At 75.4% G+C, this 25575-nt stretch carries 23 protein-coding genes; 13 read left to right on the top strand and 10 right to left on the bottom strand.

Annotated features, from left to right (window positions below; all coding sequences use genetic code 11):
* Window positions 1–6: 6 nt before the first annotated feature.
* The 3 genes from AB0O09_RS05900 (at window position 7) to AB0O09_RS05890 (ending at window position 2017) form a co-directional block, all read left to right on the top strand.
* Entirely contained in the window at window positions 7–648 is a 642-nt protein-coding gene (locus tag AB0O09_RS05900) for an MBL fold metallo-hydrolase (RefSeq protein ID WP_363540387.1), read from the top strand.
* A 176-nt stretch (window positions 649–824) separates the two neighbouring features.
* Window positions 825–1334, top strand: a complete 510-nt coding sequence (locus AB0O09_RS05895) for a hypothetical protein (protein WP_363540386.1) — start codon at window positions 825–827, stop codon at window positions 1332–1334.
* A gap of 29 nt (window positions 1335–1363) precedes the next feature.
* Entirely contained in the window at window positions 1364–2017 is a 654-nt protein-coding gene (locus AB0O09_RS05890) for a class F sortase (protein ID WP_363540385.1), read from the top strand.
* A 43-nt stretch (window positions 2018–2060) separates the two neighbouring features.
* Here AB0O09_RS05890 and AB0O09_RS05885 read toward each other — a convergent pair whose 3' ends face one another.
* Entirely contained in the window at window positions 2061–2948 is an 888-nt protein-coding gene (locus AB0O09_RS05885) for an alkaline phosphatase family protein (RefSeq protein ID WP_363540384.1), read from the bottom strand.
* Between the two features lie 212 nt (window positions 2949–3160).
* On the opposite strand from AB0O09_RS05885, the gene coaE reads away from it, so the two are divergent.
* Window positions 3161–3748 (top strand): dephospho-CoA kinase, encoded by a 588-nt coding sequence (gene coaE, locus AB0O09_RS05880; RefSeq protein ID WP_344622468.1) that lies wholly within the window; start codon window positions 3161–3163, stop codon window positions 3746–3748.
* A gap of 2 nt (window positions 3749–3750) precedes the next feature.
* On the opposite strand, the gene AB0O09_RS05875 is transcribed toward coaE, so the two are convergent.
* Together AB0O09_RS05875 and AB0O09_RS05870 are read right to left on the bottom strand one after the other, a co-directional pair.
* Window positions 3751–5004, bottom strand: coding sequence for a DUF6596 domain-containing protein (locus tag AB0O09_RS05875; RefSeq protein ID WP_363540383.1), 1254 nt, complete (start codon window positions 5002–5004; stop codon window positions 3751–3753).
* The gene (locus tag AB0O09_RS05870) at window positions 5001–5363 is read right to left on the bottom strand and encodes a YciI family protein (RefSeq protein WP_363540382.1); all 363 of its coding nucleotides are present in this window, start codon (window positions 5361–5363) and stop codon (window positions 5001–5003) included. The genes AB0O09_RS05875 and AB0O09_RS05870 overlap by 4 nt, the downstream gene beginning before the upstream one ends.
* 139 nt (window positions 5364–5502) lie before the next feature.
* Between AB0O09_RS05870 and AB0O09_RS05865 the strand changes: the two genes are divergently transcribed.
* Window positions 5503–6153, top strand: coding sequence for a helix-turn-helix domain-containing protein (locus AB0O09_RS05865; protein WP_363540381.1), 651 nt, complete (start codon window positions 5503–5505; stop codon window positions 6151–6153).
* Window positions 6154–6398: 245 nt separating this feature from the next.
* Here the strand turns inward: AB0O09_RS05865 and AB0O09_RS05860 are convergent, their stop codons facing one another.
* From AB0O09_RS05860 to AB0O09_RS05850, 3 genes are read right to left on the bottom strand one after another with little or no spacing between them, the layout of a single operon-like run.
* Window positions 6399–8732 carry an FtsX-like permease family protein gene (locus AB0O09_RS05860; protein WP_363540380.1) on the bottom strand — a complete coding sequence of 778 codons (2334 nt, stop codon included), beginning with the start codon at window positions 8730–8732 and terminating at the stop codon, window positions 6399–6401.
* A gap of 4 nt (window positions 8733–8736) precedes the next feature.
* On the bottom strand, window positions 8737–9513 hold the full coding sequence (locus AB0O09_RS05855; RefSeq protein ID WP_363540379.1) for an ABC transporter ATP-binding protein: 777 nt from the start codon (window positions 9511–9513) through the stop codon (window positions 8737–8739).
* The gene (locus tag AB0O09_RS05850; RefSeq protein WP_363540378.1) at window positions 9492–9995 is read right to left on the bottom strand and encodes a PadR family transcriptional regulator; all 504 of its coding nucleotides are present in this window, start codon (window positions 9993–9995) and stop codon (window positions 9492–9494) included. Before AB0O09_RS05850 ends, AB0O09_RS05855 begins: the two co-directional genes overlap by 22 nt.
* Window positions 9996–10194: 199 nt before the next feature.
* Here AB0O09_RS05850 and AB0O09_RS05845 point away from each other — a divergent pair, with 199 nt between their 5' ends.
* The 5 genes from AB0O09_RS05845 (at window position 10195) to AB0O09_RS05825 (ending at window position 17242) form a co-directional block, all read left to right on the top strand.
* A complete protein-coding gene (locus tag AB0O09_RS05845) occupies window positions 10195–11403 on the top strand; it encodes an ABC transporter substrate-binding protein (protein ID WP_363540420.1) in 1209 nt (402 codons plus the stop codon).
* 229 nt (window positions 11404–11632) lie between these two features.
* Entirely contained in the window at window positions 11633–13327 is a 1695-nt protein-coding gene (locus AB0O09_RS05840; protein WP_363540377.1) for a glycoside hydrolase family 13 protein, read from the top strand.
* A 366-nt stretch (window positions 13328–13693) separates the two neighbouring features.
* Entirely contained in the window at window positions 13694–15031 is a 1338-nt protein-coding gene (locus AB0O09_RS05835; RefSeq protein WP_363540376.1) for an extracellular solute-binding protein, read from the top strand.
* Between the two features lie 7 nt (window positions 15032–15038).
* Window positions 15039–16337, top strand: coding sequence for an ABC transporter permease subunit (locus AB0O09_RS05830; RefSeq protein ID WP_363540375.1), 1299 nt, complete (start codon window positions 15039–15041; stop codon window positions 16335–16337).
* Entirely contained in the window at window positions 16334–17242 is a 909-nt protein-coding gene (locus AB0O09_RS05825; protein ID WP_363540374.1) for a carbohydrate ABC transporter permease, read from the top strand. The genes AB0O09_RS05830 and AB0O09_RS05825 overlap by 4 nt, the downstream gene beginning before the upstream one ends.
* A 75-nt stretch (window positions 17243–17317) precedes the next feature.
* Here the strand turns inward: AB0O09_RS05825 and AB0O09_RS05820 are convergent, their stop codons facing one another.
* Both AB0O09_RS05820 and soxR read right to left on the bottom strand, forming a co-directional pair.
* Complete coding sequence (locus AB0O09_RS05820; protein ID WP_363540419.1) at window positions 17318–18133, bottom strand: SAM-dependent methyltransferase; 816 nt, start codon at window positions 18131–18133, stop codon at window positions 17318–17320.
* A 162-nt stretch (window positions 18134–18295) separates the two neighbouring features.
* Window positions 18296–18775: a redox-sensitive transcriptional activator SoxR gene (gene soxR / locus AB0O09_RS05815; protein WP_363540373.1), complete on the bottom strand. Its 480-nt coding sequence runs from the start codon at window positions 18773–18775 to the stop codon at window positions 18296–18298.
* Between the two features lie 56 nt (window positions 18776–18831).
* Between soxR and AB0O09_RS05810 the strand changes: the two genes are divergently transcribed.
* The 3 genes from AB0O09_RS05810 to AB0O09_RS05800 all read left to right on the top strand — a co-directional run bounded on the left by AB0O09_RS05810 (window position 18832) and on the right by AB0O09_RS05800 (window position 21360).
* Window positions 18832–19536: a transketolase gene (locus AB0O09_RS05810; RefSeq protein ID WP_363540372.1), complete on the top strand. Its 705-nt coding sequence runs from the start codon at window positions 18832–18834 to the stop codon at window positions 19534–19536.
* A 69-nt stretch (window positions 19537–19605) separates the two neighbouring features.
* On the top strand, window positions 19606–20499 hold the full coding sequence (locus AB0O09_RS05805) for a transketolase C-terminal domain-containing protein (RefSeq protein WP_363540371.1): 894 nt from the start codon (window positions 19606–19608) through the stop codon (window positions 20497–20499).
* A gap of 42 nt (window positions 20500–20541) precedes the next feature.
* A complete protein-coding gene (locus tag AB0O09_RS05800; protein ID WP_363540370.1) occupies window positions 20542–21360 on the top strand; it encodes an MBL fold metallo-hydrolase in 819 nt (272 codons plus the stop codon).
* 21 nt (window positions 21361–21381) lie between these two features.
* Here the strand turns inward: AB0O09_RS05800 and treZ are convergent, their stop codons facing one another.
* Together treZ and treY are read right to left on the bottom strand one after the other, a co-directional pair.
* Window positions 21382–23121 carry a malto-oligosyltrehalose trehalohydrolase gene (gene treZ / locus AB0O09_RS05795; protein ID WP_363540369.1) on the bottom strand — a complete coding sequence of 580 codons (1740 nt, stop codon included), beginning with the start codon at window positions 23119–23121 and terminating at the stop codon, window positions 21382–21384.
* Window positions 23118–25490 carry a malto-oligosyltrehalose synthase gene (gene treY, locus AB0O09_RS05790; RefSeq protein WP_363540368.1) on the bottom strand — a complete coding sequence of 791 codons (2373 nt, stop codon included), beginning with the start codon at window positions 25488–25490 and terminating at the stop codon, window positions 23118–23120. The genes treZ and treY overlap by 4 nt, the downstream gene beginning before the upstream one ends.
* Between the last annotated feature and the right edge of the window lie 85 nt (window positions 25491–25575).

The raw sequence follows: 25575 nt of genomic DNA, 5'->3' as shown, positions 1-25575 counted from the left end.
TTCCGCATGCGACTGACGAAGCTCGGACACGCCTGCGTCCGCATCGAACACCAGGGCACCACCGTCGTCATCGACCCCGGAGCGTTCACCGAGGCCGACGCCACCCGCGGCGCGGACGCCGTCCTGATCACCCACGAACACATGGACCACTTCGCCGAGGACCGGCTGCGGGCCGCCGTCGAGGCCGACCCGGGCCTGCGGATCTGGACCAACCGCGCGGTGGCCGCGCAGCTGGAGGGCATCGGTGCGCGGGTCGCCGTGGTCGGCGAGGGCGACGCCTTCGACATCGACGGCCTCGGCGTGAGTGTGCACGGCGAGTGGCACGCCGTCATCCACCCCGACATCCCGCGCGTCGGCAACATCGGCTTCCTGCTCGACGGGCGGCTGTTCCACCCCGGCGACGCGCTGACCCTGCCGCCGCACCCGGTGGACACCCTGCTGCTGCCGATCGCCGGGCCCTGGACCAAGGTCTCGGAGCTGATCGACTACGTCCGGGAGGCCGGCCCGGGGCGGGCGCTGGCGATCCACGAGGCCGTGCTCAGCGACATCGGGCAGATGGTGCACGGCCGGCTGCTCGGCGAGGGCGGGCCGGGGACGGGTGCCGCGTTCGCGCAGCTCGCCGCGGGGGAGCAGCTCGACCTCGGGTGACCCGCGGCGCCGCGGCCGGTCCGGCCGGACTGCCGGAAACCTGTCAATTCGTAAGCGGATTATGTGAGTTGTCGTCATAAACACCCGATTGGCGGTGGTATGTCCGTCTTTGATCCGGAACCCTGTGGGGCCAGGGAGCCGCGGAACCGTCGCGGTTCCACGGGCAAGGAGGACGGATGTCGATCGGGACGAGGGCGGGTGCGGCCGCCGCCGTGGCCTGCGGAGTACTGGCCATGCTCACCGCCGGTGCGGGCGCCGCGTACGCGGACGGCGGCGCCGCCACACCGTTCAAGGGCCGCACCGAGGGCGGCAGTCTGGAGCTGGTGAACGGCGACGTCGTGGCCTGCGCCGGCGTCGGCGAGGTCCGCGTCGTCGACGCCCGGGGCGAGCACGTCCCCGGCGCGCCGGGCACCAGTTTCACCACCGCCGCCGGGACGAAGGTGCTCACCAAGAGCGCCGACACCGTCGAGGTGACCGTCGGCGGCGCCTCCGCCGCCGTCACCTGCGGCCCCGAGCTCTTCCCGACCACCACCGCGTCCGTCCCCAAGGGACCCTCCCTCGCCGGAGGCGGCGGCGGAGTCCTCGGGGCGGACCCGGTCGAGACTGCCGCCGGCGGGGCCCTACTCGCGGCCGGCCTCGCCGGCGGCGCCTTCGTCCTGCGCCGCCGGCACGCCGCCCGGGCCTGACCGGACGGCCGCCGAAGGAGACGCCGACGGTGCGACGACCCCCGACCCGCAGGGCCCGTACGGCCCTCGCCGCGGCCACGGCCGCCGCCACCGTCGGCGCCTGGCTGGTGCACGACGGCACCCGCACCCAGGCCCCGCCCGCACCCGCCGCGGCCGACGCCCGGCCCGCCGCCACACCGACGGCGGCGGCCGGGACGGCCCCGGCCGGGTCGGGACCGGCCGCGATGCCCTTCTCCCTGCCCACCCGGCTGCGCATCCCGGCGATCGGCGTCGACGCCCCCGTCACCGGCGTCGGCCTCGACGCCGCCGGCGGACTCCAGGTGCCGCCCGTCGGCGACCGGAACCTGGCCGGCTGGTACCGGCTCGGCACCGCCCCCGGCGCCGCCGGGAACGCCCTGCTGGTCGGCCACGTCGACACCGAGCGCGGACCCGCCGTCTTCTGGGCGCTCGGCTCGCTGCACCGCGGCAACACCCTCGACGTGCTGCGCGCCGACGGCAGCACCGCCCGCTTCGCGGTCGACACCGTCGAGGTGCTGCCCAAGGCAGGCTTCCCCGCCGACCGGGTCTACCGCGCCACCGCCCGGCCCGAAGTGCGCGTCGTCACCTGCGGCGGCGGCTACACCCGCGCCACGGGCTACCAGGGCAACGTGGTCGTCTCGGCCCACCTGGTGTCGGCCCTGTGACCGGCGCCGGCGCGGTGGCCCGGGAAGGCCCGGTGACCGGCCGTCAGACCGCCGCGACCGGCAGGGCCGCCGGCGTGAACGGGCGGCCGTCCAGCGTCCAGTGCGGGTCCGGCGCGATCTCCAGCGCGGCGTACACGTGCGCCGCCACATCGGTGTGGTGCAGCGGCAGCACCGGCCCGCCCGGCACGATCCCCGGGCCGCAGGCCGCGATCCACGCCGTGCGCTCCAGGTCGGTGCGGCCGCCGTGGCCGCCGCCGTCGAGGTGCCCGTGGTCGGTCACCACGATCACCGTCCACTCCTCCTCGGCGTACCCGGCCCGGCCGCGGACCGCCGCCAGCAGCCGGCCCAGCCGGGCGTCCGCGGTCTCCACCGAACGCCGGTACTCCTCGCCGCAGCCGAGGAAGTGCGCCGTCTCGTCGACCGCACCCAGGTAGACGAACGAGGCCTGCGGATCGTCGTCGCTGCGCCCCAGCACGTACTCGGCCTCGGCGGTCACCCGCTCGTCGCAGACCTCCCACGCCTCCGGGGTGTCCTCCAGCGGAGCGATGTACGCCAGCCGGCCGGGCGCCGCGAACAGCGGGCCGCCGCTGCGGGCCAGGAACAGCGGCTCCCAGCCGCCCGCCGCGAAGGTCCGGCGCCGGTGCACGGCCGCCAGCCGGGTGATGAAGTCCGGGAAGACGTCCAGCCGGTTGCCGCCGAAGTGGTTGCCGAACACGCCGTGCTTGGCCACCCCGACACCGGTCACCACCGTCGCCCAGCACGGCCCGGACATCGTCGGCGTCGCCTCGTCCACCTGCACCGCGGCGAGGAAGCCGGCCCCGGCCACCGCGTCCAGGTGCGGGGTGTGCAGCGACGGCAGCAGGTCGAGCCGGACGCCGTCGATGCCGACGACCAGCACCCGCCTCGGACCGGCGGGCCAGGTGGGGGACATCGGTGCTCCTCTCGGGTGGACGATCCCCGGCACCCTAACCACTCGCGGGCCGGCGAGCTGCCGCTCCGCAGCCCCCGGGGCCGGTATTTCGCCAGGACGCCGCCGGATGTTCGACCCGCGTTCGCCCGGCGGCGACCGGCCGGGGAAGCGGGCGGACGATCCGCGGGGGAGCGCCCTGCGGCCCCGGGTGACCGGGCGGTAGCCTGGGCGCCATGCTGAGGATCGGACTGACGGGCGGGATCGGCGCGGGCAAGAGCGAGGTGTCCCGGCAACTCGCCGCACTCGGCGCGGTCATCGTGGACTCCGACCTGATCGCCCGCGAGGTGGTGGCCCCCGGGACGGACGGACTGCGCGCCGTCGTCGCCGAGTTCGGCCCCGAGGTCCTGCAGCCGGACGGCTCGCTCGACCGGCCCGCCCTCGGCCGGCTCGTCTTCGGCCACCCCGAGCGGCTCGCCGCGCTCAACGCGATCGTCCACCCCCTGGTACGCGCCCGCTCCGCCGAACTCGAGGCCGCCGCCGGACCCGAGGACGTCGTCGTGCACGACGTCCCGCTGCTCGCCGAGAACGGCCTCGCCCCGCTCTACCAGCAGGTCCTGGTCGTCGACGTGCCCGACGGGATCCGGCTGGACCGGCTGGTGCGGCTGCGCGGCATGGCCGCGGACGAGGCCGAGGCCCGGATGGCCGCCCAGGCCACCCGCGAGGACCGGCTCGCCGTCGCCGACATCGTCATCGACAACAGCGGTTCGCTGGAGGACCTCACCGCCCGCGTCCACCAGGTCTGGGAGCAGCTCACCGCCTAGAGTCACGGCCGCGGATCCAGCCGTCGGGCGCGGGCCGCCAGGTGGCGGCGCTCCGGGGCGGCGGTCGACCGGGCCGCGGCCTCGCGGTACGCCTGCGCGGCGGCCTCCCGCTCGCCCAGCAGTTCCAGCAGGTGCGCGCGGGTGGCGAGCACCCGGTGGTGACGGGCCGTCCGCCGGTCCGCGCGGAGCGGCTCCACCAGCGCGAGGCCCGCGGCCGGGCCGTGCACCATCGCCACCGCGACCGCCCGGTTCAGGGTGACCACCGGGTTGGGCCCGAACCGCTCCAACAGCTCGTACAGCACCAGGATCTGCGGCCAGTCGGTGGCCTCCGTGCTCCCCGCCTCCGCGTGCACCGCCGCGATCGCCGCCTGCACCTGGTACGGCCCGACCCGCCCCAGCGGCAGCGTCCGGCTGATCAGCTCGACGCCCTCGGCGACCAGCCGGCCGTCCCACCGGCCGCGGTCCTGCTCCGCCAGCGGCACCAACTCGCCGCCCGCCGTCGTCCGGGCCGGCCGACGGGCGTCGGTGAGCAGCATCAGCGCCAGCAGCCCGGCCGTCTCGGCGTCCTCCGGCACCAGGCGGTGCAGCAGCCGGGTGAGCCGGATCGCCTCCGCCGACAGCTCCGGAGCCGTCAGGTCCGGGCCCGCCGTGGCGGTGTAGCCCTCGTTGAACACCAGGTACAGCACCTGCCGCACCTCGGCCAGCCGCTCGGCGGCCTCCACCCCCTCCGGCAGCGCCAGCGTCCCGCCCGCCGCCCGCACCGCCTGCTTCGCCCGGCTGATCCGCTGCGCCATCGTCGCCTCCGGCACCAGGAACGCCGCGGCGATCTGGGCCGTCGTCAGGCCGCCGACCGCGCGCAGCGTCAACGCGATCCGGCTCGGCGCGGACAACTCCGGCCGGCAGCACAGGAACAGCAGCGCCAGCGAGTCGTCCCGCTCCGACCCCGGGACCTCGTCCGCGGCGTGCGCGAGCAGCGCGGACTGCGGGGTGGCCAGCGCCAGTGCGTCCTCGCGGCGGCGGCGCGCCACCTCGCTGCGGACCTGGTCGACCAGGCGGCGGGAGGCGACCGTCACCAGCCAGGCCCGCGGGCTGTCCGGCACCCCGTCGCGCGGCCACTGCACGGCCGCTGCCAGCAGCGCCTCCTGCACCGCGTCCTCGCAGGTGTCGAAGGTGCCGTGGCGGCGGACGAGCGCGGCCAGGACCTGCGGCGCCAGCTCGCGCAGCAGGCCCTCGACCGCCCCCGACCCACCACTCACCGGAACGCCGGGGACTCGTGCAGGACCGGCCACAGCTCCACCGGGTCGACATCGGCGAACGGCATGTCGGCGGCGATCCGCTGCGCCCGCTCCAGGCTCTCGCAGTCCAGCAGGTAGAAGCTCGCCAGGTACTCCTTGGTCTCCAGGTACGGGCCGTCGGTGACCGCCGGCGCACCGGCCTCGCGGCGGACGAGCTGTGCGGCGGCCGCGTCCGCGAGGCCGTACGCGCCGAGCAGCTCGCCGCTCTCGCGGTACTTCCGGTTGAACGCCTCCTGCTTGGCGATCGCCTCCGGCCACGCCTCGGCCGGGAAGGACTCCCACTTGGCCTGGTTGCCGTAGATCATCGCGACGTACTTCATCTCGGGGTGCCCTCCGTCCGGCGCGCCCCGTGGCGCGCTCTCACCCTTCAGTCGGAGCGGGCCGCCGGTGCCTCGACATCCCGCGACAGGATTCTTTCCGAGATCCTCGGAGGGATCCAGGGACGGCTAAGGTGTGCGCGTGGCAGACGGGGAGCGGCCGGCGCCGCAGCGGCGGGACGCACGGCGCAATCGGGAGGCACTGGCCGCGGCCGCCGCGGCCGTCTTCGCCGAACTCGGCCTCGACGCCCCGCTCGACGTCATCGCCCGCCGCGCCGGAGTCGGCAACGCCACCCTCTACCGGCACTTCCCGACCCGCGAGGACCTGATCGGCGAGGTCTTCCGCCCCGCGGCCGCCGTCCTCGCGGAGGCCGGCGAGGAAGCCCTCGCGGCCGAGGACGCCTGGACGGCCGTCGAAGGCTACTTCACCCGGATCTTCGAACTCGTCGCCACCAGCCGCGGCATCAACGACCTGGTGACGATGGCCATTCCGACCGTCCCGGTGCTCGCCGACATGAGCCACCGCAACGCCGCGACCGTCGGGATCCTGGTCGCCCGGGCGCAGGAACAGGGCACGATGCGGGGCGACGTCGTCGCGACGGACCTGCTGTTCCTGCTCGGGCCGCTGTGCCGGGCGGTGCCCACGGCGGACGGCCTGCGGCCGGGGCTGTGGCGGCGCCACCTCGCCCTGCTGCTGGACGGCTTCCGCGCCCCTGCCGCCCACCCGCTCCCCGAACCGCCGATCGGAGACGACCGGCTCGACCAGCTCTTCGCAGACCTCTGGGAAGCCTGACGGGGAGCTCTCACCCGGGGACGCGGGGAGGGCTCATCCCGGGGGCGGGGAACTGCGGAGGATCACCCAGGGGCGCGTGGGGGCACCTCCCGGCCGAAGGCTGGGGGAGAACTGCGCAATCCGAGGGTGGTCACAGCGACTATCAGGGCAGGCCCCTGGTTCGTACGACGGCCCGCATCCGAATTGCGCAGTTCTCCCCCAGCCTTCGGCCGGGAGGTGCCCCCACGCGCCCCTGGGTGCCCCTTTCAGATGCGGTGGAGGACTTCGCCGGCGGGTTCGCGGGCGGCTCGGAGGGCGGGGAGGGCGGCTGCGGCTGCCGCGGTGAGGACGGCTGCGGTGACCAGGGTGGTCAGGGCGGCCGCGGAGGGCGGATGGGCGAGTCCGGCGCCGACGCCGGTCGCGGCGCCCTGGGCGTCGATCAGGGCGAGGGCGAGCGGTACGCCGAGGGCGGCGCCGAGCAGGCCGCCGAGGAGGGCGACGGTGGCACAGCGGGTGACGACGAGGGCCATCGCCTGCCGCGGGGTGAGGCCGATGGTGCGCAGCAGGGCGAGGTCGCGGCGGTGGGCGCGCAGCGCGACCGCGGCGACGGTGAGGAGTTCGGCGAGGGTGATGAGGGCGAGCAGGGCGACCAGGCCGACGACGGCGGCGCGGACGGTGGCGAGTCCGGCGAAGGGTGCGGTGGTGGGCCGGACGTCGAGGCGGCCGGGGAAGGCGGCGGCGAGGGCGGCGGAGACCCGGTCGGCGTCGGCGCCGGGCCGGAGGGTGAGCGTCCAGTAGTCGGGCCGGGGGTCGGTGGTGGTGGCGTCGGCGAGGGTGTCGAGGCCGGTGGAGACGATGCGTCCGCCGCGGTCGGGTTCGACGACGCGGCCGACGACGTGCAGGATCCGCGGGGTGCCGTCGGTGGTGACGCGGGCCCACTGGCCGACCCGGATGCCGAGGAGGTCGAGGGCGCCCTGTCCGGCGACGGCTTCGCCGGTGGCACGGACGGGCCGGCCCTCGACGACGTCGAACGGGTAGGGGCGGTCGGTGGTGCCGAGGGCGCGCAGGGTGACGGTGGCGGACTGGCCGGGGGCGAGGGCCTCGCGGTCGGCGCCGGGGTGGACGCCGGAGACGGCGGGGTCGGCGGCGAGGGCGGCGGGCAGCGGGTCGTCCGGTCCGGCGGCGCGGACGGTGAGGGCGGTGGCCGAGCCGGCGGTGGCGGTGCGGCCGAGTCCGTCGAGGGTGGACCAGGCGGTGAGGGCGAGGGTGCAGGCGAGGACGGGGACGGCGATCCGCAGGGCGGCGGTGGCGGTGCGGCCGCGGCTGCGGACGGCGCCGCGCACCCCGAGGACGAGGGCGGGCGGCAGCCGGCGCAGCAGGACGAGCCGGGCGGGGCGGGGCGGCCGCTCCTGGGCGGGTTCGCCCTCGGCGGGCGGCACGGCGGGGATCCGGGCGGCCCGCAGGGCGGGCAGGGCGGAGGCGGCGGCGACGGTGACCAGGCAGGCGGGGGCGGCGAGCAGGGCGAGCGGTCCGCTGCCGAAGACGGCGCGGGCGAGTGCCCAGGGGGTGGCGGTGACGCCGGGGTCGGGGGCGAGGGCGGGCAGCAGGGCGGCTGCGGCGAGGGCGCCGGCGCCGCCGATCAGCAGTCCGGCGGCGGCGAGCAGCAGGTGCTGGGCGACGAACATCCGGGCGATGCCGGCGGGGGTGAAGCCGAGGGCCTTGAGGGTGGAGATGTCGCCGAGGCGGGAGCTGATCCGGCCGGTGGCGGCGCCGGCGACGGCGAGGGCCGCGGCGGCGAGGGCGGCGAGGCCGCACAGGCCGAGCAGCAGGCCGGCGGGTCGGCTCTCGCGTTCGTGGGAGTCGCGGGCGTCGGTCCAGGTGGCGACGCGGGTGACGTCGCCGCCGAGGGTGGTGACGGCGCGCTGGGCGGTGTAGTCGGCGTCGGCGGGGTGGGCGAGGCGCAGGCCGACGGCGTGGCCGCGCAGGGCGGCGGAGGGCTGCACGGTGTCGAGGGTGCCGGGCAGCACCCAGGCGAGTCCGGGCCGCAGGTCGGGGTAGCGGGCGCGGTCGGGGCTGTCGGCGATGCCGAGGACGGTGAGGGTGTGGCTGCGCCCGTCGGGCCCGCGCAGGGTGAGCCGGTCGCCGGGGCGGGCCCAGGCGGCGGAGGCGAGGGAGTGTTCCAGGACGATGCCGTCGGGGCGGGCGGCGTCGAGCCGGCCGCCGGCGACGGGCAGCGGGGCGGAGACGGGGGGCGGGCCGGGGTCGGTGGCGCGCAGCGAGAGCGGCAGTTCGGGTCCGGTGACGGGCCGCCCGTTGCGGCCGGTGAGGGTGGCGGCGGTGGTGTCGTACGGTCCGCCGACGGCGGTGATGCCGGGCAGCCTGGCGAGGGCGGTGTCGGCGTGGTCGGTGCGGGTTTCGATCCACACGTGGGCGCCGTCGGCGCGGGCGAACTGCCGCTGCCAGGGTCCGGTGACGTTGTTGAGCAGGGCGCCGGCGAGCAGCAGCGCGGCGGAGACGCCGGCGGTGGCGAGCACGACGAGCAGCGCGGGCAGCCGGTGGGAGGCGAGGTCCGCGCGGATCCAGCGGAGGGCGGCGCGCACGGGCTCAGCCGCCGAGGTCGAGGACGTCGCGGACGCCGCGGGCGGGCGGGGCGTCGTCGATCCGGGTGTCGTCGGTGATCAGGCCGTCGAAGAGGCTGACCACGCGGTCGGCGCTGCCGGCGACCCGGGCGTCGTGGGTGACGAGGACGATGGTGCGGCCCTTGGCGTGGTGGCGGGTGAGCAGGGCGAGGACCTCGCGGGCGCTGCGGCTGTCGAGGCTGCCGGTCGGCTCGTCGGCGAAGAGCAGGTCGGGGTCGTTGACGAGGGCGCGGGCGAGAGCGGCGCGCTGGCGTTCGCCGCCGGAGAGGTCGCCGGGGGCGGCGTCGGCGCGGTCGGCGAGGCCGAGGTCGGCGAGGAGTTCCTCGCGGCGTTCGCGGGCGGTGCGGGCGCTGTGGCCGGCGAGCAGGGCGGGCAGTTCGACGTTGTCGGCGACGGTGAGGTCGGAGACCAGGTTGCCGGTCTGGAAGACGATGCCGATCCGGCGGCGGCGCAGCACGGCCCAGTCGGCCTCGCGGAGGGTGTCGACGCGCCGGCCGTCGAGGTGGATCTCGCCGGCGTCGGGGCGGCGAAGTCCGGCGAGCAGGTGCAGCAGGGTGGACTTGCCGGCGCCGGAGGGGCCGGTGACGGCGACGAATTCGCCGCGTCCGACGGTGAGGTCGACGCCCCGGACGGCCTTGACCTCGGCGCCGCCGCGGGCGGCCCGGTGGGTCTTGACGAGTCCGGTGGCGCGCAACACCGGGACGGCGGTGTCCTGGCCTGTCACGTGAGCTCCTCCTGGCATCTCTCCAGCCAGTCGAGGTCGGCCTGCAGGTGCAGGACGGCGCCCTCGATGAGCAACTGGGAGACCTGGTTGCCGCGTTCCTCGGCGGCCATCCGGTTCAGGCCGCGCATGACGTTGAGATAGTGCCGGCGCTGGTTGTTGATCAGCGTCAGCCGGTCGGCCAGCTGCGTCTCGGGGGCCAGCACGAGTTTGAGGAAGAACTCGTCGCGGACCCGCGGTCCCTCGGAGGGCTGGCTGAGCCACGTGGCCACCTCCTGGCGGCCGGTGTCGGTGATGGCGTAGACGCGCTTGTCGGGTTTGCCGTCCTGCGCGACGTCCTGGCCTTCGATGAGGCCGGCCTTCTCCAGACGTCCGAGGGTGACGTAGACCTGGCCGATGTTCGCACGAGGGTACGCCGCGCCGAAGGTCTGCTCAAGGGCCTGCTTCAGCTCGTAGCCGTGCGCCGGCTCCTTGGCGAGCAGCGCGAGCAGCGGTAGCCGCACTCGGACCCTCCCCTCCCTTCGTTCGCCCGGGCATACTCTGTCGTCATTGGCTTGTCGTCCGCGACGCGGCCCGGCTGGTTCGGCCCGGTCACACGGTACGCGAGGCGGGCGGTCCCGCCCATCGGCGGGCGGAGTGGAGGTCGGTACGGTGCGCCGTCGGAGTCTGGGGAAGTTGGCGGGGGCGCTGGCCGGCGTGCTGCTGGCGGGCGGCTGCTCGCTGCCCGAGGACCCCGACGATCCGGACGCGTCCGGCACCGGGCCGGTCACCCTGGTCACCGGCCGGGACCGGGCCGGCTACCTGCAGGGACTGCTGGACAGCTGGAACACCGGGCACCCCGGCGAGCGGGCGACGCTGGTGGAGCTGCCGGACGCGGCGGACGAGGTCCGGGCGCAGCTGGCGGAGGGCCTGGCCCGCGGCAGCGACCGCTTCGACGTGGTCAACCTGGACGTGGTGTGGACGGCCGAGTTCGCCGAGAAGGGCTGGATCGCGCCGCTGGACGCCGGGATGGCACCGGCCGGTCTGCTGCCGTCGGCGGTCGGCACCGGGCGGTGGCGGAACCGGCTGCACGCGGTGCCGTTCACCACCAACGTCGGGCTGCTGTACTACCGCAGTGACGTGCTGGCCGCGGAGGGCGTGCAGCCGCCGCGCACCTGGGCGGAGCTGGAGCGGCTCGCCCGCGAGGTGGCGCCACGGCACGGCCTGGACGGCTACGCGGGTCAGCTGCTGCCGTACGAGGGGCTGACGGTGAACGTCGCGGAGGCGGTCGGCTCGGCGGGCGGGCGGCTGCTGGACGACCGCGGCGCGGTGGCGGTGGACACTCCGCAGGCCCGCGCGGGACTGGAGTTCCTGGCGCGCGGGCTGCGGGAGGGCTGGATCCCGCGGGCGGCGCTCGGCTACCGCGAGGAGGAGTCCCGGCAGGCGTTCCAGGACGGCCGGCTGCTGTTCCTGCGCTGCTGGCCGTACGTGTACCCGCAGGCCCAGGGGCCGGGTTCGGCGGTGGCCGGGAAGTTCGGCGTGGTGCCGCTGCCCGGCCCGGACGGTCCGGGCACCTCGGTGCTCGGCGGCTCCGACCTGGCGGTCAACTCCCGCTCCCGGCACGGGCGGACGGCCCGGGACCTGATCCGCTTCCTGACCGGCCGGGACGTGCAGCGCCGGGTGCTCACCGAGGGCGGTCTGCCGCCGGTGCGGGCGGACCTGTACACCGACCCGGAGCTGGTGCGGCGCCACCCCTACCTGCCGGTGGTGCGGCAGGCCCTGGAGGGCGCGGTGCGCCGGCCGGCCTCGCCGGAGTACCAGCAGGTGAGCCTCGCGGTGAGCGCGGCGGCGTACGAGGCGCTGCTCGGCCGCAGCAGCACGGACGAGGCGGTGGCGCGGATGGCCGCGGACCTGAAGTCGATCTCCGGCTGACCTCCGGGAGTAGCCCGCCAGGGGCTCGGATACTTACTTGTTAAGTATCCGAGCCCCTTCTTTTGTGCGCGTTTGATGAGCTCTGTCCGCATATAGTCAGTGAATCCGCTCTGGACGGCACCTGTCGAGCTACCTAACATGCATGTATCCCCGCGGCCCGGACGGCGCATGCGGGACCCTGTGCGACCTCTGCGGCGCTGCCCCGCCGTGTCCTTCCTGAAGGTGACGAATGCTCACGTCCCCCACCCCGGGCGATCCACCGGCCGTGCCCGCCCGCGCCCTGCTCACCGCCCCGCCGGCGGTCGGCCCCGACCGCCCCTGGTGGCGGGACGCGGTCGTCTACCAGGTCTACCTGCGCAGCTTCCAGGACTCCGACGGTGACGGCATCGGCGACCTGGCCGGCGTCCGCGCCCGACTCCCGTACCTCAAGCGCCTCGGCGTGGACGGCGTCTGGCTCAACCCGTTCTACGCCTCCCCGCAGCACGACCACGGCTACGACGTCGCCGACCACTGCGCCGTCGACCCGCTGTTCGGCACCCTCGACGACTTCGACCTGCTCGCCGAGGACTGCCGGCTGCTGGGCCTGCGGCTGATCCTCGACATCGTGCCCAACCACTGCTCCCGCGAGCACCCGTGGTTCGAGGCCGCGCTGCGCGCCGCACCCGGCAGCCCCGAGCGGGCGTTCTTCCACTTCGCCGACGGCCGCGGCGAGAGCGGCGAACTGCCGCCCAACAACTGGCGGGCGATGTTCGGCGGCCCCGCCTGGACACGGATCCGCGAGGCCGACGGCAGCTGGGGCCAGTGGTACCTGCACCTGTTCACCCCCGAGCAACCCGACCTCAACTGGCGCCGCCCCGAAGTCGCTTCGGAGTTCGAGCGGATCCTGCGCTTCTGGCTCGACCGCGGTGCCGACGGCTTCCGGATCGACGTCGCCGCCGGCCTGTTCAAGCACCCCGACCTGCCCGACTCGCCCGACCCGGAGGCCGACGAGCGCACCCGCGACTCGGTCAACCCGCTCGCCTGGAACCAGCCCGAGGTGCACGGCATCTGGCGCCGCTGGCGCGCCGTCTGCGAGGAGTACACCGCCCGCGACGGCCGGCAGCGCCTGCTCGTCGGCGAGGCCTCCGTACCCACCGCCGCCGAACAGGCCGCCTACCTGCGCCCCGACGAACTCCACCAGGCGTTCTTCTTCCACCTGCTGCACGCCCCCTGGGACGCCGCCCACTGGCACCGGGTCATCGACGCCGCCGTGCACGACATCGCCGCCACCGGATCCACCGTCACCTGGGTGCTCAACAACCACGACCAGGTCCGCACCACCAGCCGCTTCGGCGCCACCGACCCGCTGGCCGGCGCCGCCCGCGCCCGCGCCGCCGCCCTGCTGATGCTCGCCCTGCCCGGCGCCGCCTACCTCTACCAGGGCGAGGAACTCGGCCTCCCCGAGGTCGACGACCTGCCCGACGAGGTGCTCACCGACCCGATCTACCACCGCACCGGCAGCCGCACCGGCATCCGGGACGGCTGCCGCATCCCGATGCCCTGGTCCGGGCACGAGCCGCCGTTCGGCTTCGCCCCCGACGGCGGCAAGGAGCCCTGGCTGCCGCAGCCCGCCCACTTCGCCGCGCACACCGCCGAACGCGCACTCGCCGACACCGGCTCCGCCTGGCACCTCTACCGCGAGGCACTGCACCTGCGGCGCGTCCTGCCGCAGCTCGGCGAGGGCACCCTGCGCTGGATCGACACCCCGCCCGGCGTGCTCGCCTTCGTCCGCGGCGACGGCCTGCTGTGCGCCGTCAACTTCGGCGACGAGCCGGCCCTCGCCCCCGTCGACGGCGAACCGCTGCTCGCCAGCGGCCCCTGCCCGCCCTGCACCCTCCCCGCCGGCACCGCCGCCTGGTGGACGGCCGGCGCGGCCACGCTCTGACGCTCCGTCGAAACCGCTCGTCAACACCGTTCTGCGGTAACCCTGAACCGGCCGCGCGCCCACACCCGCGGCCCGGCCGCCCCGGACGACTCCGGCGCGGCGGCCACCGGCCCGCCCCGCGACACCCTCCCGCCCACGGGGCGGGCCACCCCGAGACGTCCGCGCGACCTGCCTCCCCGCGCGGCACAGGCCGCCCCTCCATCCGCGGCCGCGCCCGCTCCACCGACCACCGCGCCACGCATCCGCGGCCCGGCGGGGCGGGCACCCCACGGCACTCCTCCACCGGCAACCGGCCGCCCACGGCCGGCCCCACCCCCGAACGGCACCCGGCCCCGGCCGGGACCGCCGACCGAGAGGACACCACCCATGCGATCCCTGCGAGCGGCCGTCGCCCTGACGGCCACCCTCGGCCTGGCCGCCACGGCCACCGCCTGCGGCAGCGGCGGCACCGCCGCCGGCACCGCGGCCGACAAGGCCTCCGCCAAGCCCCTCGACGGACAGACCGTCAGCGTCGCCGCCGCCTGGACGGGCGTCGAGCAGAAGAACTTCCAGAAGGTGCTGGACGCCTTCACCGCGAAGACCGGCGCCAGGACCGTCTACATCTCCACCGGCGACAACGTCTCCACCCTGGTCGGCAGCAAGATCGAGGGCGGCGACCCGCCGGACGTCGTGATGATGCCGCAGCTCGGCGTCCTCCAGCAGTTCGCCCGCAAGGGCTGGCTGGAGCCGCTCGCCCCCGCCGTCGCCGACAGCCTGCACCGCGACTTCGCCAAGATCTGGGCCGACTACGGCACCGTCGACGGCAAGCTCTACGGCCTGTACTTCAAGGCCGCCCACAAGTCCACCGTCTGGTACAGCCCCGCCGCCCTGGACACCGCCGGCGTCAAGCCGCCCACCACCTTCGACCAGCTGCTCGCCGCCGGCCACGCCGTCTCCGACAGCGGACTGCCCGCCTTCTCCGTCGCCGGCGAGGCCGGCTGGCCGCTCACCGACTGGTTCGAGAACATCTACCTCTCCCAGGCCGGCCCGGAGAACTACGACAAGCTGGCCAAGCACCGGATCCCCTGGACCGACCCGACCGTGGTCGCCGCCCTCACCACCCTCGGCAAGGTCTTCGGTGACCCGCAGCTCGTCGCCGGCGGCGGCAAGGGCGCCCTGCAGACCGACTTCCCCGAGTCCGTCCAGGCCGTGTTCGGCGACAAGCCGACCGCCGCGATGGTCTACGAGGGCGACTTCGTCGGCGCCGTCGTCTCCGGCGAGCTCAAGAAGAAGGTCGGCGAGGACGCGAAGTTCTTCCCCTTCCCGGCCGTCGGCACCGGCAAGGCGCCGGTGGTCGGCGGCGGCGACGCGGCCGTCGTCCTCAAAGACGCCAAGCACAAGGACGCCGCCCAGCAGCTGCTGCAGTTCCTCGCGGGCCCCGAGGCCGGCGAGGTCTGGGCCGGCGCCGGCGGCTTCCTCTCGCCCAACAAGGCCGTCAAGCCCGCCGCCTACCCCGACGACACCACCCGGCAGACCGCCGAGTCGCTGATCGCCGCCGCCGACGGCTTCCGCTTCGACCTCTCCGACCAGGCCCCCGCCGCCTTCGGCGGCACCCAGGGCAGCGGCGAGTGGAAGCTCCTCCAGGACTTCCTGGCGAACCCGTCCGACGTCAACGGCACCGCCCAGCGGCTGGAAGCCGCCGCGGCCGCCGCGTACAAGGGCTGACGTCCCCATGAGGACGCCCACCCGACCCCGGAGCTCCGGCGCCGCCCTGCGGCGCCGGGGCCCGGCCCCCCTCTTCCTGCTGCCCGCCCTCGCCCTGCTCGGCGCACTGGTGCTGTACCCCATCGGCTGGTCCGTGGTCCGCAGCCTCTACGACGCGCCGGGCACCGGCTTCGTCGGGCTCGGCAACTACCGCACCGCGTTCACCGACGACGCCACCCTCACCGCGCTGCGCAACAGCGCGATCTGGGTCGCCGTCGCGCCCGCGCTGGTCACCGGCCTCGGCCTGGTCTTCGCCGTGCTCACCGAGAAGGTCCGCTGGGGCACCGCCTTCCGGCTGCTGGTGTTCATGCCGATGGCGATCTCCTTCCTCGCCGCCGGCATCACCTTCCGGCTGGTCTACGAGCAGGACCCGGCCCGCGGCGTGCTGAACGCCGCCGCGGTCGCCGTCCACGACACCTTCGACCCCGACCCCTCCTACCCCGGCGCCCGGCCCCGCCCCGGCGGGCCCGCCGCAGCCGCCGACGGCGCGGTGCGCGCCGCCCCGGCCGCACCCGGCAGCGCCGTCGCCGTGCCGCTCGTCGGACTCAAGCCCGCCACCCTGCCCGCCGCGGCGAAGCCCGCGGCCGCACCGGCGGCAGGCGACGGCGTGCACGGCACCGTCTGGCTCGACGTCACCCCCGGCGGCGGCACCCCCGGCACGGTCGACCCCGGCGAGCGCGGCCTGCCCGGCGTCACCGTCCGCCTGCTCGACGGGCAGCGGCAGGTCGCGACCGCGACCACCGCCGCCGACGGCTCCTTCGCCTTCCCCGGGCACCCGGGCGGCACCGTCGAACTGCCCGCGTCGAACTTCGCCGCCCCCTACCGCGGCCTCGCCTGGCTCGGCCCCGGCCTGGTCACCCCGGCGATCGTCGGCGCCTACCTGTGGATCTGGGCCGGTTTCGCGATGGTCGTCATCGCCGGCGGCCTCGCCAACCTGCCGCGGGAGACCCTGGAGGCCGCCCGGATGGACGGCGCGGGGGAGTGGCAGATCTTCCGCCGGATCACCGTGCCGCAGCTCGCCCCCGTGCTCGGTGTCGTCCTGGTGACCATGGTCATCAACGTGATGAAGATCTTCGACCTGGTCTTCGTCGTCGCCCCCGGCCCCGTCCAGCAGGACGCCGGCGTGCTCGCGCTGCGCCTGTGGCTGGTCTCCTTCGGCGGCGGCAACGACCAGGGCCTCGGCAGCGCCCTCGGCGTGCTCCTGCTGCTGCTCGTGGTGCCCGCCATGGTCCTCAACGTCCGCCGCTTCCGCAGGAGCACCCGATGACCCAGCTGCTCACCCGGCCCGCCCCCGGCAGCACCGCCGGGTCCACCCGGCCGCGGCCCCGCCTCGCCGCCCGGATCGCCGCCCGCACCCGCGGCGGCGCCGTCCAGGCGGTGCTGCTCGTCGCCGCCGCGCTCTGGCTGATGCCCACCGTCGGCCTGCTGCTCACCTCGCTGCGGCCCAAGGAGGACAGCGCCGCCTCCGGCTGGTGGACGGTGCTCGCCCACCCCGCCCGGCTCACCCTCGACAACTACACCGCCCTGCTCGGCGGCGGCGAGGTGCTCGGCGCGTTCTGGAACACCGTGCTGATCTCGGTGCCCGCCACCGCGCTCACCGTCGCGCTCGCGGCGCTCGCCGGCTACGCCTTCGCCTGGCTCGATTTCCCCGGCCGGGACTGGCTGTTCCTGGTCGTCGTCTGCCTGCTGGTGGTGCCCGTGCAGATCGGTCTCGTGCCGGTCGCCCGGCTGCTCGGCGCGGTCGGCCTGTTCGGCACCGTCCCCGGTGTGGTGCTGTTCCACGTCGCCTACGGCCTGCCGTTCGCCGTCTTCCTGCTGCGCAACCAGTTCCTGGAGATCCCGCAGGAGATCATGGAGGCCGCCCGGATCGACGGCTGCGGCGAGTGGCGGGTCTTCCGCCGGCTCGCGCTGCCGCTCGCGCTGCCCGCCCTCGCCTCACTGGCGATCTTCCAGTTCCTCTGGGTCTGGAACGACATGCTGGTGGCGCTGGTCTTCGCGGGCAGCGACTCGCAGCCGCTCACCGTCCTGCTGCAGTCCCAGATGCGGCAGTTCGGCAGCAACCTGGACGTGCTCGCCCCCGGCGCCTTCCTGTCGCTGCTGGTGCCGGTCGCCGTCTTCTTCTCCTGCCAGCGCTACTTCGTGCAGGGCGCGATGGCCGGATCCGTCAAGTAGCCGCCGAACGGCGCCCGTTCCCCCGGAACCTTCGGCGGGGGACGGGCGCCGGCGGGCGGCGACGGTGCGGGCGGCTCAGGGCTTGCGGCCCACGCCCGCCCAGATGCCCACCTCGGCGTCGGTCGCCGAGGGCGCGGCGTCCGGCCGCCACAGCGGGGCCGTCACCAGGCCGGGCTCCAGCAGCTCCAGCCCGTCGAAGAACCTCAGCACCTGCTCCTTGGTGCGCATGCTCAGCTGTGCGGTGGCGTTGCGGTAGATCGCCGGGCCCTTCTCGGCCTCGGACGCCGGCACGAAGTCCCCGGTGCCGTGCGAGAGCGCCAGGTGGCTGCCCGGCGGCAGCGCGTCGACCAGCGTCCGCACGATGCCGTACGGGTCGTCGGCGTCGTCCACGAAGTGCAGCACCGCGAACAGCAGCAGCGCCACCGGCCGCCCCAGGTCCAGCAGTTCGCGCACCTGCGGGTCGGCCAGGATCTTCTCCGGGTCGCGCAGGTCGGCCTGGGTGACGGTCACCGTGCCGCGGCTGGAGCCGGCCAGCAGCGCCCGGCTGTGCACCAGCACGATCGGGTCGTTGTCCACGTACGCCACCCGGGCGTCCGGGTGCACCAGCTGCGCGGTCTGGTGGGTGTTGCCCGCGGTCGGGATGCCGGTGCCGATGTCGAGGAACTGCCGCACCCCGGCCTCGGCCAGGTGGCGCACCGCCCGCTGCAGGAACGCCCGGTTGGCCAGCGCGCTGAGCCGCACCAGCGGACTCAGCGCGAGCACCTTCTCGGCCGCCTCCCGGTCCGCCGGGAAGTTGTCCTTGCCGCCCAGGTAGTAGTCGTACATGCGGGCCGGGTGCGGGACCTCCGGGCGCAGGTCCACCGGTGCGTGCGGTTCGCCGCTGTCGGACATCCAGTCCAGCGATATGTCCTGATGCTCGGTCATGACCCATCTCCCCGCAGCCGTTCGACTCTCACCGGGGCAGCATAGACGGGCGGCAGGTGCCTCCAGCGGCCGAACGCCCGATCCGGTCGGGCCGTCGCGGCGGTGGTGCGTACCGGGAGCGACGCGCCGTCAGGCCCCCTCGGCCGCGTCCCGCACCGGGGTGTCGCCCAGCAGGTACCGCGCGCCCGGGCCGGCCGCCGCCGCCCGGTCGTCCGCGTTGTACAGCGCACAGCGCGACAGCGACAGGCAGCCGCAGCCGATGCAGCCGGTCAACTTTCGCTTCAGCAGCTGGAGTTCCTCGATCTGCCGGTCGATCCGCTCGTGCCAGGTGGCAGCCACCTCGCCCCACTCGACGGTGCTCGGCGCCCGGTCCTCGGGCAGCCGGTCCAGGGCGGTGCGGGCCTCCTCCAGCGAGAGGCCGACCCGCTGCGCCGCCCGGACGAAGGCGACCCGCCGCAGGGTGGCCCGGGCGTAGCGGCGCTGGTTGCCGGCCGTCCGCTCGGCGTGGATCAGCCCCATCCGCTCGTAGTAGCGCAGCGCGGAGGTGGCGAGGCCGCTGCGGGCGGAGAGCTGGCCGATGGTCAGCAGGTCGTGGCGGGTCGGTCCCATGCGGCCGAGGATAGCCGCTTGACCTGAAGTCGACTTCAACTTGCACGCTGGTCGGCATGACCACCGCAACCACCGGCCGGCGGCCGTACGGCTTCGCCGACCTGCCCGCCCTGATGGCCCTGATGACCGGCGACGAGAAGCACGGCCCCGCCGCCACCTCCACCCTGGACGCCCTCTGGGTGCTCTACGACCGCGTGCTGCGGGTCGCGCCCGACACCGCCGACGACCCGGCCCGCGACCGCTTCCTGCTCTCCAAGGGCCACGGCCCGATGGCCTACTACGCCGTCCTCACCGCCAAGGGCTTCCTCGACGAGGCCGTCCTGCCGGGCTTCGGCGGCTACCACTCCCCGCTCGGCCACCACCCGGACCGGCTGCTGGTGCCCGGCGCCGAGATCGCCTCCGGCTCGCTCGGCCACGGCCTGCCGCTCGCCGCCGGCACCGCGCTCGGCCTGCGCGCCCAGGGCCTGACCGACCCGGCGGTCTGGGTGCTGGTGGGCGACGCCGAACTGGACGAGGGCAGCAACCACGAGGCGATCGCCTTCGCCGGCGCCGTCGGCCTGGACCGGCTGCACACCGTGGTGATCGACAACTCCTCCGCCACCCACGGCCGGCGCGGCGGCATCGAGGCCCGCTTCGCCGCCGAGGGCTGGTCCACCGCCACCGTGGACGGCCGCGACCACGAGGCCCTGCACGCCGCGTTCACCGCCCCGCACCCCGGCCGCCCGCACGCCGTCGTCGCCCGCGTCGAACCCAAGTACTGAACCCGGGAACCGAACCCGAGAACCCGACCCGAGCCCCGGACACCTCCGCCCCCGAGAAAGGCCCCTGCCATGGAGACCATGCGCGAGCGCTTCGCCGCCGTCACCACCGAACTCCTCGACCACGACCCGCGGCTCGCCCTGGTGCTCGCCGACATCGGCGCCGACTCCTTCCGCCCGGCCGCCGCCCGCCACCCCGACCGGGTGGTCAACGTCGGCATCCGCGAGCAACTGCAGATCGGCGTCACCGCCGGACTCGCCCTCACCGGACTGCGCCCGATCGCCCACACCTTCGCCAGCTTCCTGATCGAACGGCCCTGGGAGCAGGTCAAGCTCGACCTCGTCCACCAGGGCGTCGGCGCCGTGCTGGTCAGCGCCGCCGGCTCGTACGACTGGCCGGCCGGCGGCCGCACCCACATGGCGCCCGGGGACGTCGCCCTGCTGGACACCCTGCCCGGCTGGACGGTCCACGTGCCCGGCCACCCGGACGAGGCCGAGACCCTGCTGCGGCACGCCGCCGCCGACGGCGACGGCCTGGTCTACCTGCGGCTCTCCGCCCACCGCAACGACACCGCCCGCCCGGTCGAACCCGGCCGGCTGCTGCCCGTCCGCACCGGCCGCCGCGGCACGGTCGTCGCCGTCGGCCCGATGCTCGACGCCGTCCTGGCGGCCACCGAGGGCCTCGACCTCACCGTGCTGTACGCGGCCACCGTCCGCCCCTTCGACGCCGCCGGACTGCGGGCCGCCGCCGGCGACCGGCCCGACGTCGTCCTCGTCGAGCCCTACCTCGCCGGCACCTCCGCCGGCGTCGCCCACGAGGCCCTCGCCGACCTGCCGCACCGCGTCCTCGGCCTCGGCGTCCCGCGCGAGGAACACCGCCACTACGGCTCGATCCCCGAGCACCTCGCCGCCTACGGCCTCGACGCGGCCGGCCTGCGCACCCGGATCACCGCCTTCCTCCGCTGAACGGGCCGGGCCCTGATAACTTCGCGGGCGAAGGGGGATGCCATGAACACGCAGCACCGCACACCGCTGGACGTCCGCTGGATCCACGGATCGACGTCCTCGAAGCACAACACCGACCCCGACCTGCAGGTCCACCGGGTCGACGAAGCGACCTACATCCTGCGGCAGAACAAGGCCGTCCACTACGAGGCGCCGTTCCTGTACCTGCTGTTCGGCACCGAACGCGCCGTGCTGATCGACACCGGCGCCACGGCCGACCCGGCGCACCTGCCGCTGCGCCGCACCGTCGACGAGCTGATCGAGAGCCGCAGCCCGGGCCTGCCGCTGCTGGTGCTGCACAGCCACGGGCACGGCGACCACACGGCGGGCGACGGCCAGTTCGCGGACCGGCCGGACACCGAGCTGGTGCCGGCCGCCGAGGCGCTCGCCTGGTTCGGCTTCGAGGGCGAGGAGAGCCGGGAGCTGGACCTCGGCGGACGGGTGCTGGAGTGCCTCGCCACCCCCGGCCACCACGCGGCCTCGGTCACCTACCACGACCCGCGGACGGGCTTCCTGCTCACCGGCGACACCGTCTACCCGGGCCGGCTGTACGTCAACGACTGGCCGGCCTTCGTGCGCACCGTCGACCGCCTGGTGGAGTTCACCGCCACCCACGAGGTCACCCACGTGCTCGGCTGCCACATCGAGATGACCACCGAACCGGGCACCGACTACCCGCTCGGCTGGACCTTCCAGCCGGACGAGCCCCCGCTGGAGCTCTCCGTCGCCGACCTGCACGAGCTGCAGGCCGCCTGCCGCGAGATCGGCGACCGCCCGGGCCGCCACCCGTACAAGCGCTTCGTCGTCTGCAAGCCGGACTGACGCGACGCTCCGGCCGACGCCCTAGCCGACCCGGACCACCGCCGTGGACTCCGGGGCGAGGTGCACGGAGCCGTCGGACTCGGGCCAGCAGTCGCCGTACAGGGCCAGGGTCCGGGTGTAGGGGGCGTCCAGGGCGATCCGCTGCGGGGCGTCGGTGCCGAGGTGGACGACCACCCGGAACGGGCCGCGGTGCACGACCAGCCACCGTGCGGCGGCGTCGTGGTCGACCCGGACGGCGCCGAGGTCCGGATCGGTGAGTTCGGGGTGGGTACGGCGCAGCCGGATCAGGCGCCGGTACCAGTCGAGCAGGCCGGCGTGCGGCTCCTGGACGCGTTCGGCCCAGGTGAGGGTGGAGCCGAGCACGGTGGAGCGGGCCTGCGGGTCGGGCACGTCCTCGGGCTGCCAGCCGTGCGCGGCGAACTCCCGCCGCCTGCCCTGCCGGACGGCCTCGGCGAGGGCCGGGTCGGTGTGGTCGGTGAAGTACTGCCAGGGGGTGCTCGCCCCCCACTCCTCGCCCATGAACAGCATCGGGGTGAACGGCGAGGTGAGGACCAGCGCCGCACCGGCGGCCAGCCGCCCGGGGGAGAGGGTCGCCGAGAGCCGGTCGCCGGCCGCCCGGTTGCCGATCTGGTCGTGGGTCTGGGCGTAGCCGAGCAGCCGGTGCCCGTACGCGGTGGGGAACGGCCGGCCGTGCGAGCGGCCGCGGAAGGACGACCAGCTGCCGTCGTGGAAGAAGCCGCGGGTCAGTGCCTTGGCGCAGGCCGCGTACGGGTCGGCCGCGAAGTCGGCGTAGTAACCGCCGGACTCGCCGGTCAGCAGGGTGTGCAGGGCGTGGTGGAAGTCGTCGCTCCACTGGGCGGTGAGGCCGAGGCCGCCGGCCTGCCGGGGGGCGGTGGTGCGCGGGTCGTTGAGGTCGGACTCGGCGACCAGGAACAGCGGGCGCCCGGTGGCGTCCGCCAGTTTCTCGACCTCGACGGCGAGTTCCTCCAGGAAGTGCAGCGCCCGGTCGTCGGCGAGGGCGTGCACCGCGTCCAGCCGCAGCCCGTCGATCCGGTAGTCCCGCAGCCAGGCGAGCGCGCTGCCGATCAGGTAGCGCCGCACCTCGTCGGAGCCGGGCGCGTCCAGGTTGACGGCCGAGCCCCAGGGCGTGTGGTGCCGGTCGGTGAAGTAGGGCCCGTACACCGGGAGGTAGTTGCCGGACGGGCCGAGGTGGTTGTGCACCACGTCGAGGACCACGCCCAGGCCCTTGCGGTGCGCCGCGTCGACGAAGCGCTTCAGGCCGTCCGGGCCGCCGTACGGCTCGTGCACCGCCCAGAGGGACACCCCGTCGTAGCCCCAGCCGTACCGGCCGGGGAACGGGCAGACCGGCATCAGCTCGACGAAGTCCACGCCCAGGTCGACGAGGTGGTCGAGCCGTTCGGCCGCGGCCTCGAAGGTCCCGGCGGGGGTGAAGGTGCCCACGTGCAGCTCGTACAGCACGCTGCCGGGCAGCGGGCGGCCCCGCCACGGGGTGTCGGACCAGCGGAAGGCGGCGTGGTCGACGGCCCGGCTCAGCCCGTCCGGGCCGTCCGGCTGCCGGGGGGAGCGCGGGTCGGGCAGCGCCCGGCCGCCGTCCAGCCGGAAGCCGTAGTCGCCGCCCGGCGCCTCGCCCTGCCACCAGCCGCTCGTCCCGTCGCCCTCGCGGGCCATCGGGTGAGGCCGTCCGTCGACCTCGACCTCCACCATGTCCGCCTCGGGTGCCCATACGCGGTACGTGGTCAACGGCCCTCCGTGAGCAGTGCGACCGGGTGGCGCTCCAGCAGCCAGGAGACCGGCAGCGGGCCGGCCTCGTAGTGCCGCCCGGTCAGTTCGTCCGTCCAACGGCCCTCGGGCAGCTCCAGCACGGTGTCGCCCCAGCCGCCGGCCCGCTGCAGGCCGTACGGCAGCCGGGTCACCGCGGTGATCACCCGCGGGCCGCGGAAGAAGGCGAGCAGGTGCGCCGCCGTCCGGCCGGTGGCCTCCAGCGGCCGGTACGGGCCGAGCGGCACGTCGCGCCGCAGGTGCAGGGCGGTGGTGGTGAGGTGGAGCTTCTCGCGGGCGAGGTCCGCGCCGCGGTCGGCCGCCGAGTCGGTCAGCCGCACCGCCAGCGCCCCGAGGTCCACCGGCGCCCGGTTGTCCGGGTCGACCAGCGTGTGCAGCGGCTCCTCGCTGCCCTGGTACAGGTCCGGCACCCCGGGCACGGTCAGGTGCAGCAGCGCCGAGGCGAGGGTGTTGGACCGCGCGTACGGGGCGAGCAGCTGCACGAAGCCGGCGATCCGGGGGCAGAGCCCGGCGTTGGCGAGCGCTCCGCGCGCGTACGCCGTCAGCAGCCGTTCGAAGGTCTCGTCGGGGACCGTCCAGGAGGTGCGCAGCTTCGCCTCCCGGGCGGACTTCAGCACCACCTGGACGAGCCGCTCCTCGTCGATCGGCCAGGCCGCGATCAGGGTCTGCCACAGCAGCCAGGCGGTGTTGCGGTCCGGGCAGGGCCCGGCGGCGGCCGTCCAGGCCGCGCACTCGGCGGCCCAGGCGTCGGGCAGCTCGGCGAGCACGGCGAGCCGGGCCCGGGCGTCCGCGCTGCGCTTGGTGTCGTGGGTGGAGAGCACCGTCATCCCGGTGGGCCAATCCCGCTCCTGGTCGGCGCACCAGCGGTGGAAGGCGCCCGGGCCGAGGCCGGGCCGGCCGGGGTCGCCGCCGACCTCGTTCAGCGAGACCAGCGCGTTCCAGCGGTAGAAGGCGGTGTCCTCCACGCCCTTGGCGGCCACCGCGGAGGTGGTCTGGGCGAACCGGCGGCAGAACTCGTCCTTCTCCGGGCTGCGGCCGAGCCGGCCGAGTGCCAGGTCGCGCAGCAGCCGGTCCGCGGTGCCCTCGGCGCCGCCCGCCAGGTGCGCGACGGCCTCCGGCGGGGGCTCCTCGCCGGGCACCACGTACGGCCGGTACACCGGGTGCTCGGTGAGCAGGGCGCACAGGGCGTCCCGCAGCGCGGGCCGCGGGTGGTCGGCGAGGGCGCTGTCGGCGGCGCCGATCCGTTGCACCAGCCGCAGCAGCCGGTCCACCTCGGCCGCGAGCTCGCCGTCCGGGACGGTGAGCTCGGCGCGGCCGCGCAGCGCGGCCTCGGCCGCGGTCGTCCGGTCGGCGACGTCCCGCTGGTAGGCGGCGACCAGCCGCTCGGCACCGGCGTGGTCGGTGAGCACCCCGTCGATCCGGCGCAGCGCGTCGTAGCCGGTGGTGCCGGCGCACGGCCAGTCCGCGGGCAGCCGCTCGTCGCCGATGAGGATCTTCTCCACCACGGTGTACGCCCCGCCGGTGGCCTCGGCGAGCCGCCGCAGGTAGCCGCGCGGGTCGGCGAGGCCGTCGGGGTGGTCCACCCGGAAGCCGTCGAGCACGCCCTCGCCGTGCAGCCGCAGCAGCACCTCGTGGGTGGCCCGGAACACCTCCGGGACCTCGACCCGCACCGCGATCAGGTCGTTGATCGCGAAGAACCGCCGGTAGTTCAGCTCGCTGCTGGCCAGCCGCCACCAGGCCAGCCGGTACCACTGGCGGTCGAGGAGGTCGGGCAGCGGCAGGTGCGCGGTGCCGGGACGCAGCGGGAAGGCGTGGTCGTGGTAGCGCAGCACCTCGCCGTCCACCACCAGCTGGTCCCGTACCGCGCCGATCCGGTCGCCGAGCAGCGGCAGCAGCAGCCGGCCGCGGCCGGGCGCGTCGGAGGGGCCGGGCTGCGCCGTCCAGTCGATGTCGAACCAGGTGGCGTAGCGGGAGTCGGGGCCGTCCCGGAGCACCTGCCAGAGCGGCTGGTTGAGCTGCTCGGGGACGGGAAGAGCCATGTGGTTGGGCACCACGTCGGCGATCAGCCGCAGCTCGTGCCGGTGGGCCTCGTCCGCCAGGGCGCGCAGCGCCGCCTCACCGCCGAGCTGTTCGCTGATCCGGCTGTGGTCGACCGTGTCGTAGCCGTGCGTGGAGCCGGGGACGGCCTCCAGCAGCGGGGACAGGTGCAGGTGGGAGACGCCGAGTGCGGCCAGGTACGGCACGGCGCGGGCGGCGTCGCGCAGGGTGAAGCCCGGCTGGAGCTGGAGCCGGTAACTGGCCGTCGGTGGGTGTGCGGCGGCGGACGTCATGGGGTGATCCCTACCCTGGCCCGGGCGCGGCTATGGCCCGGGTGGCACGAATGGCCCACCCGGGCCGTCCCTCGCGCCCCGGCCG

It is taken from the genome of Kitasatospora sp. NPDC093679, from assembly GCF_040683455.1.
Classification (GTDB): Bacteria; Actinomycetota; Actinomycetes; order Streptomycetales; family Streptomycetaceae; genus Kitasatospora; species Kitasatospora arboriphila.
The sequence above is the reverse complement of the archived record's forward strand: the minus strand, read 5'-3'. Positions and strand labels throughout refer to the sequence as shown.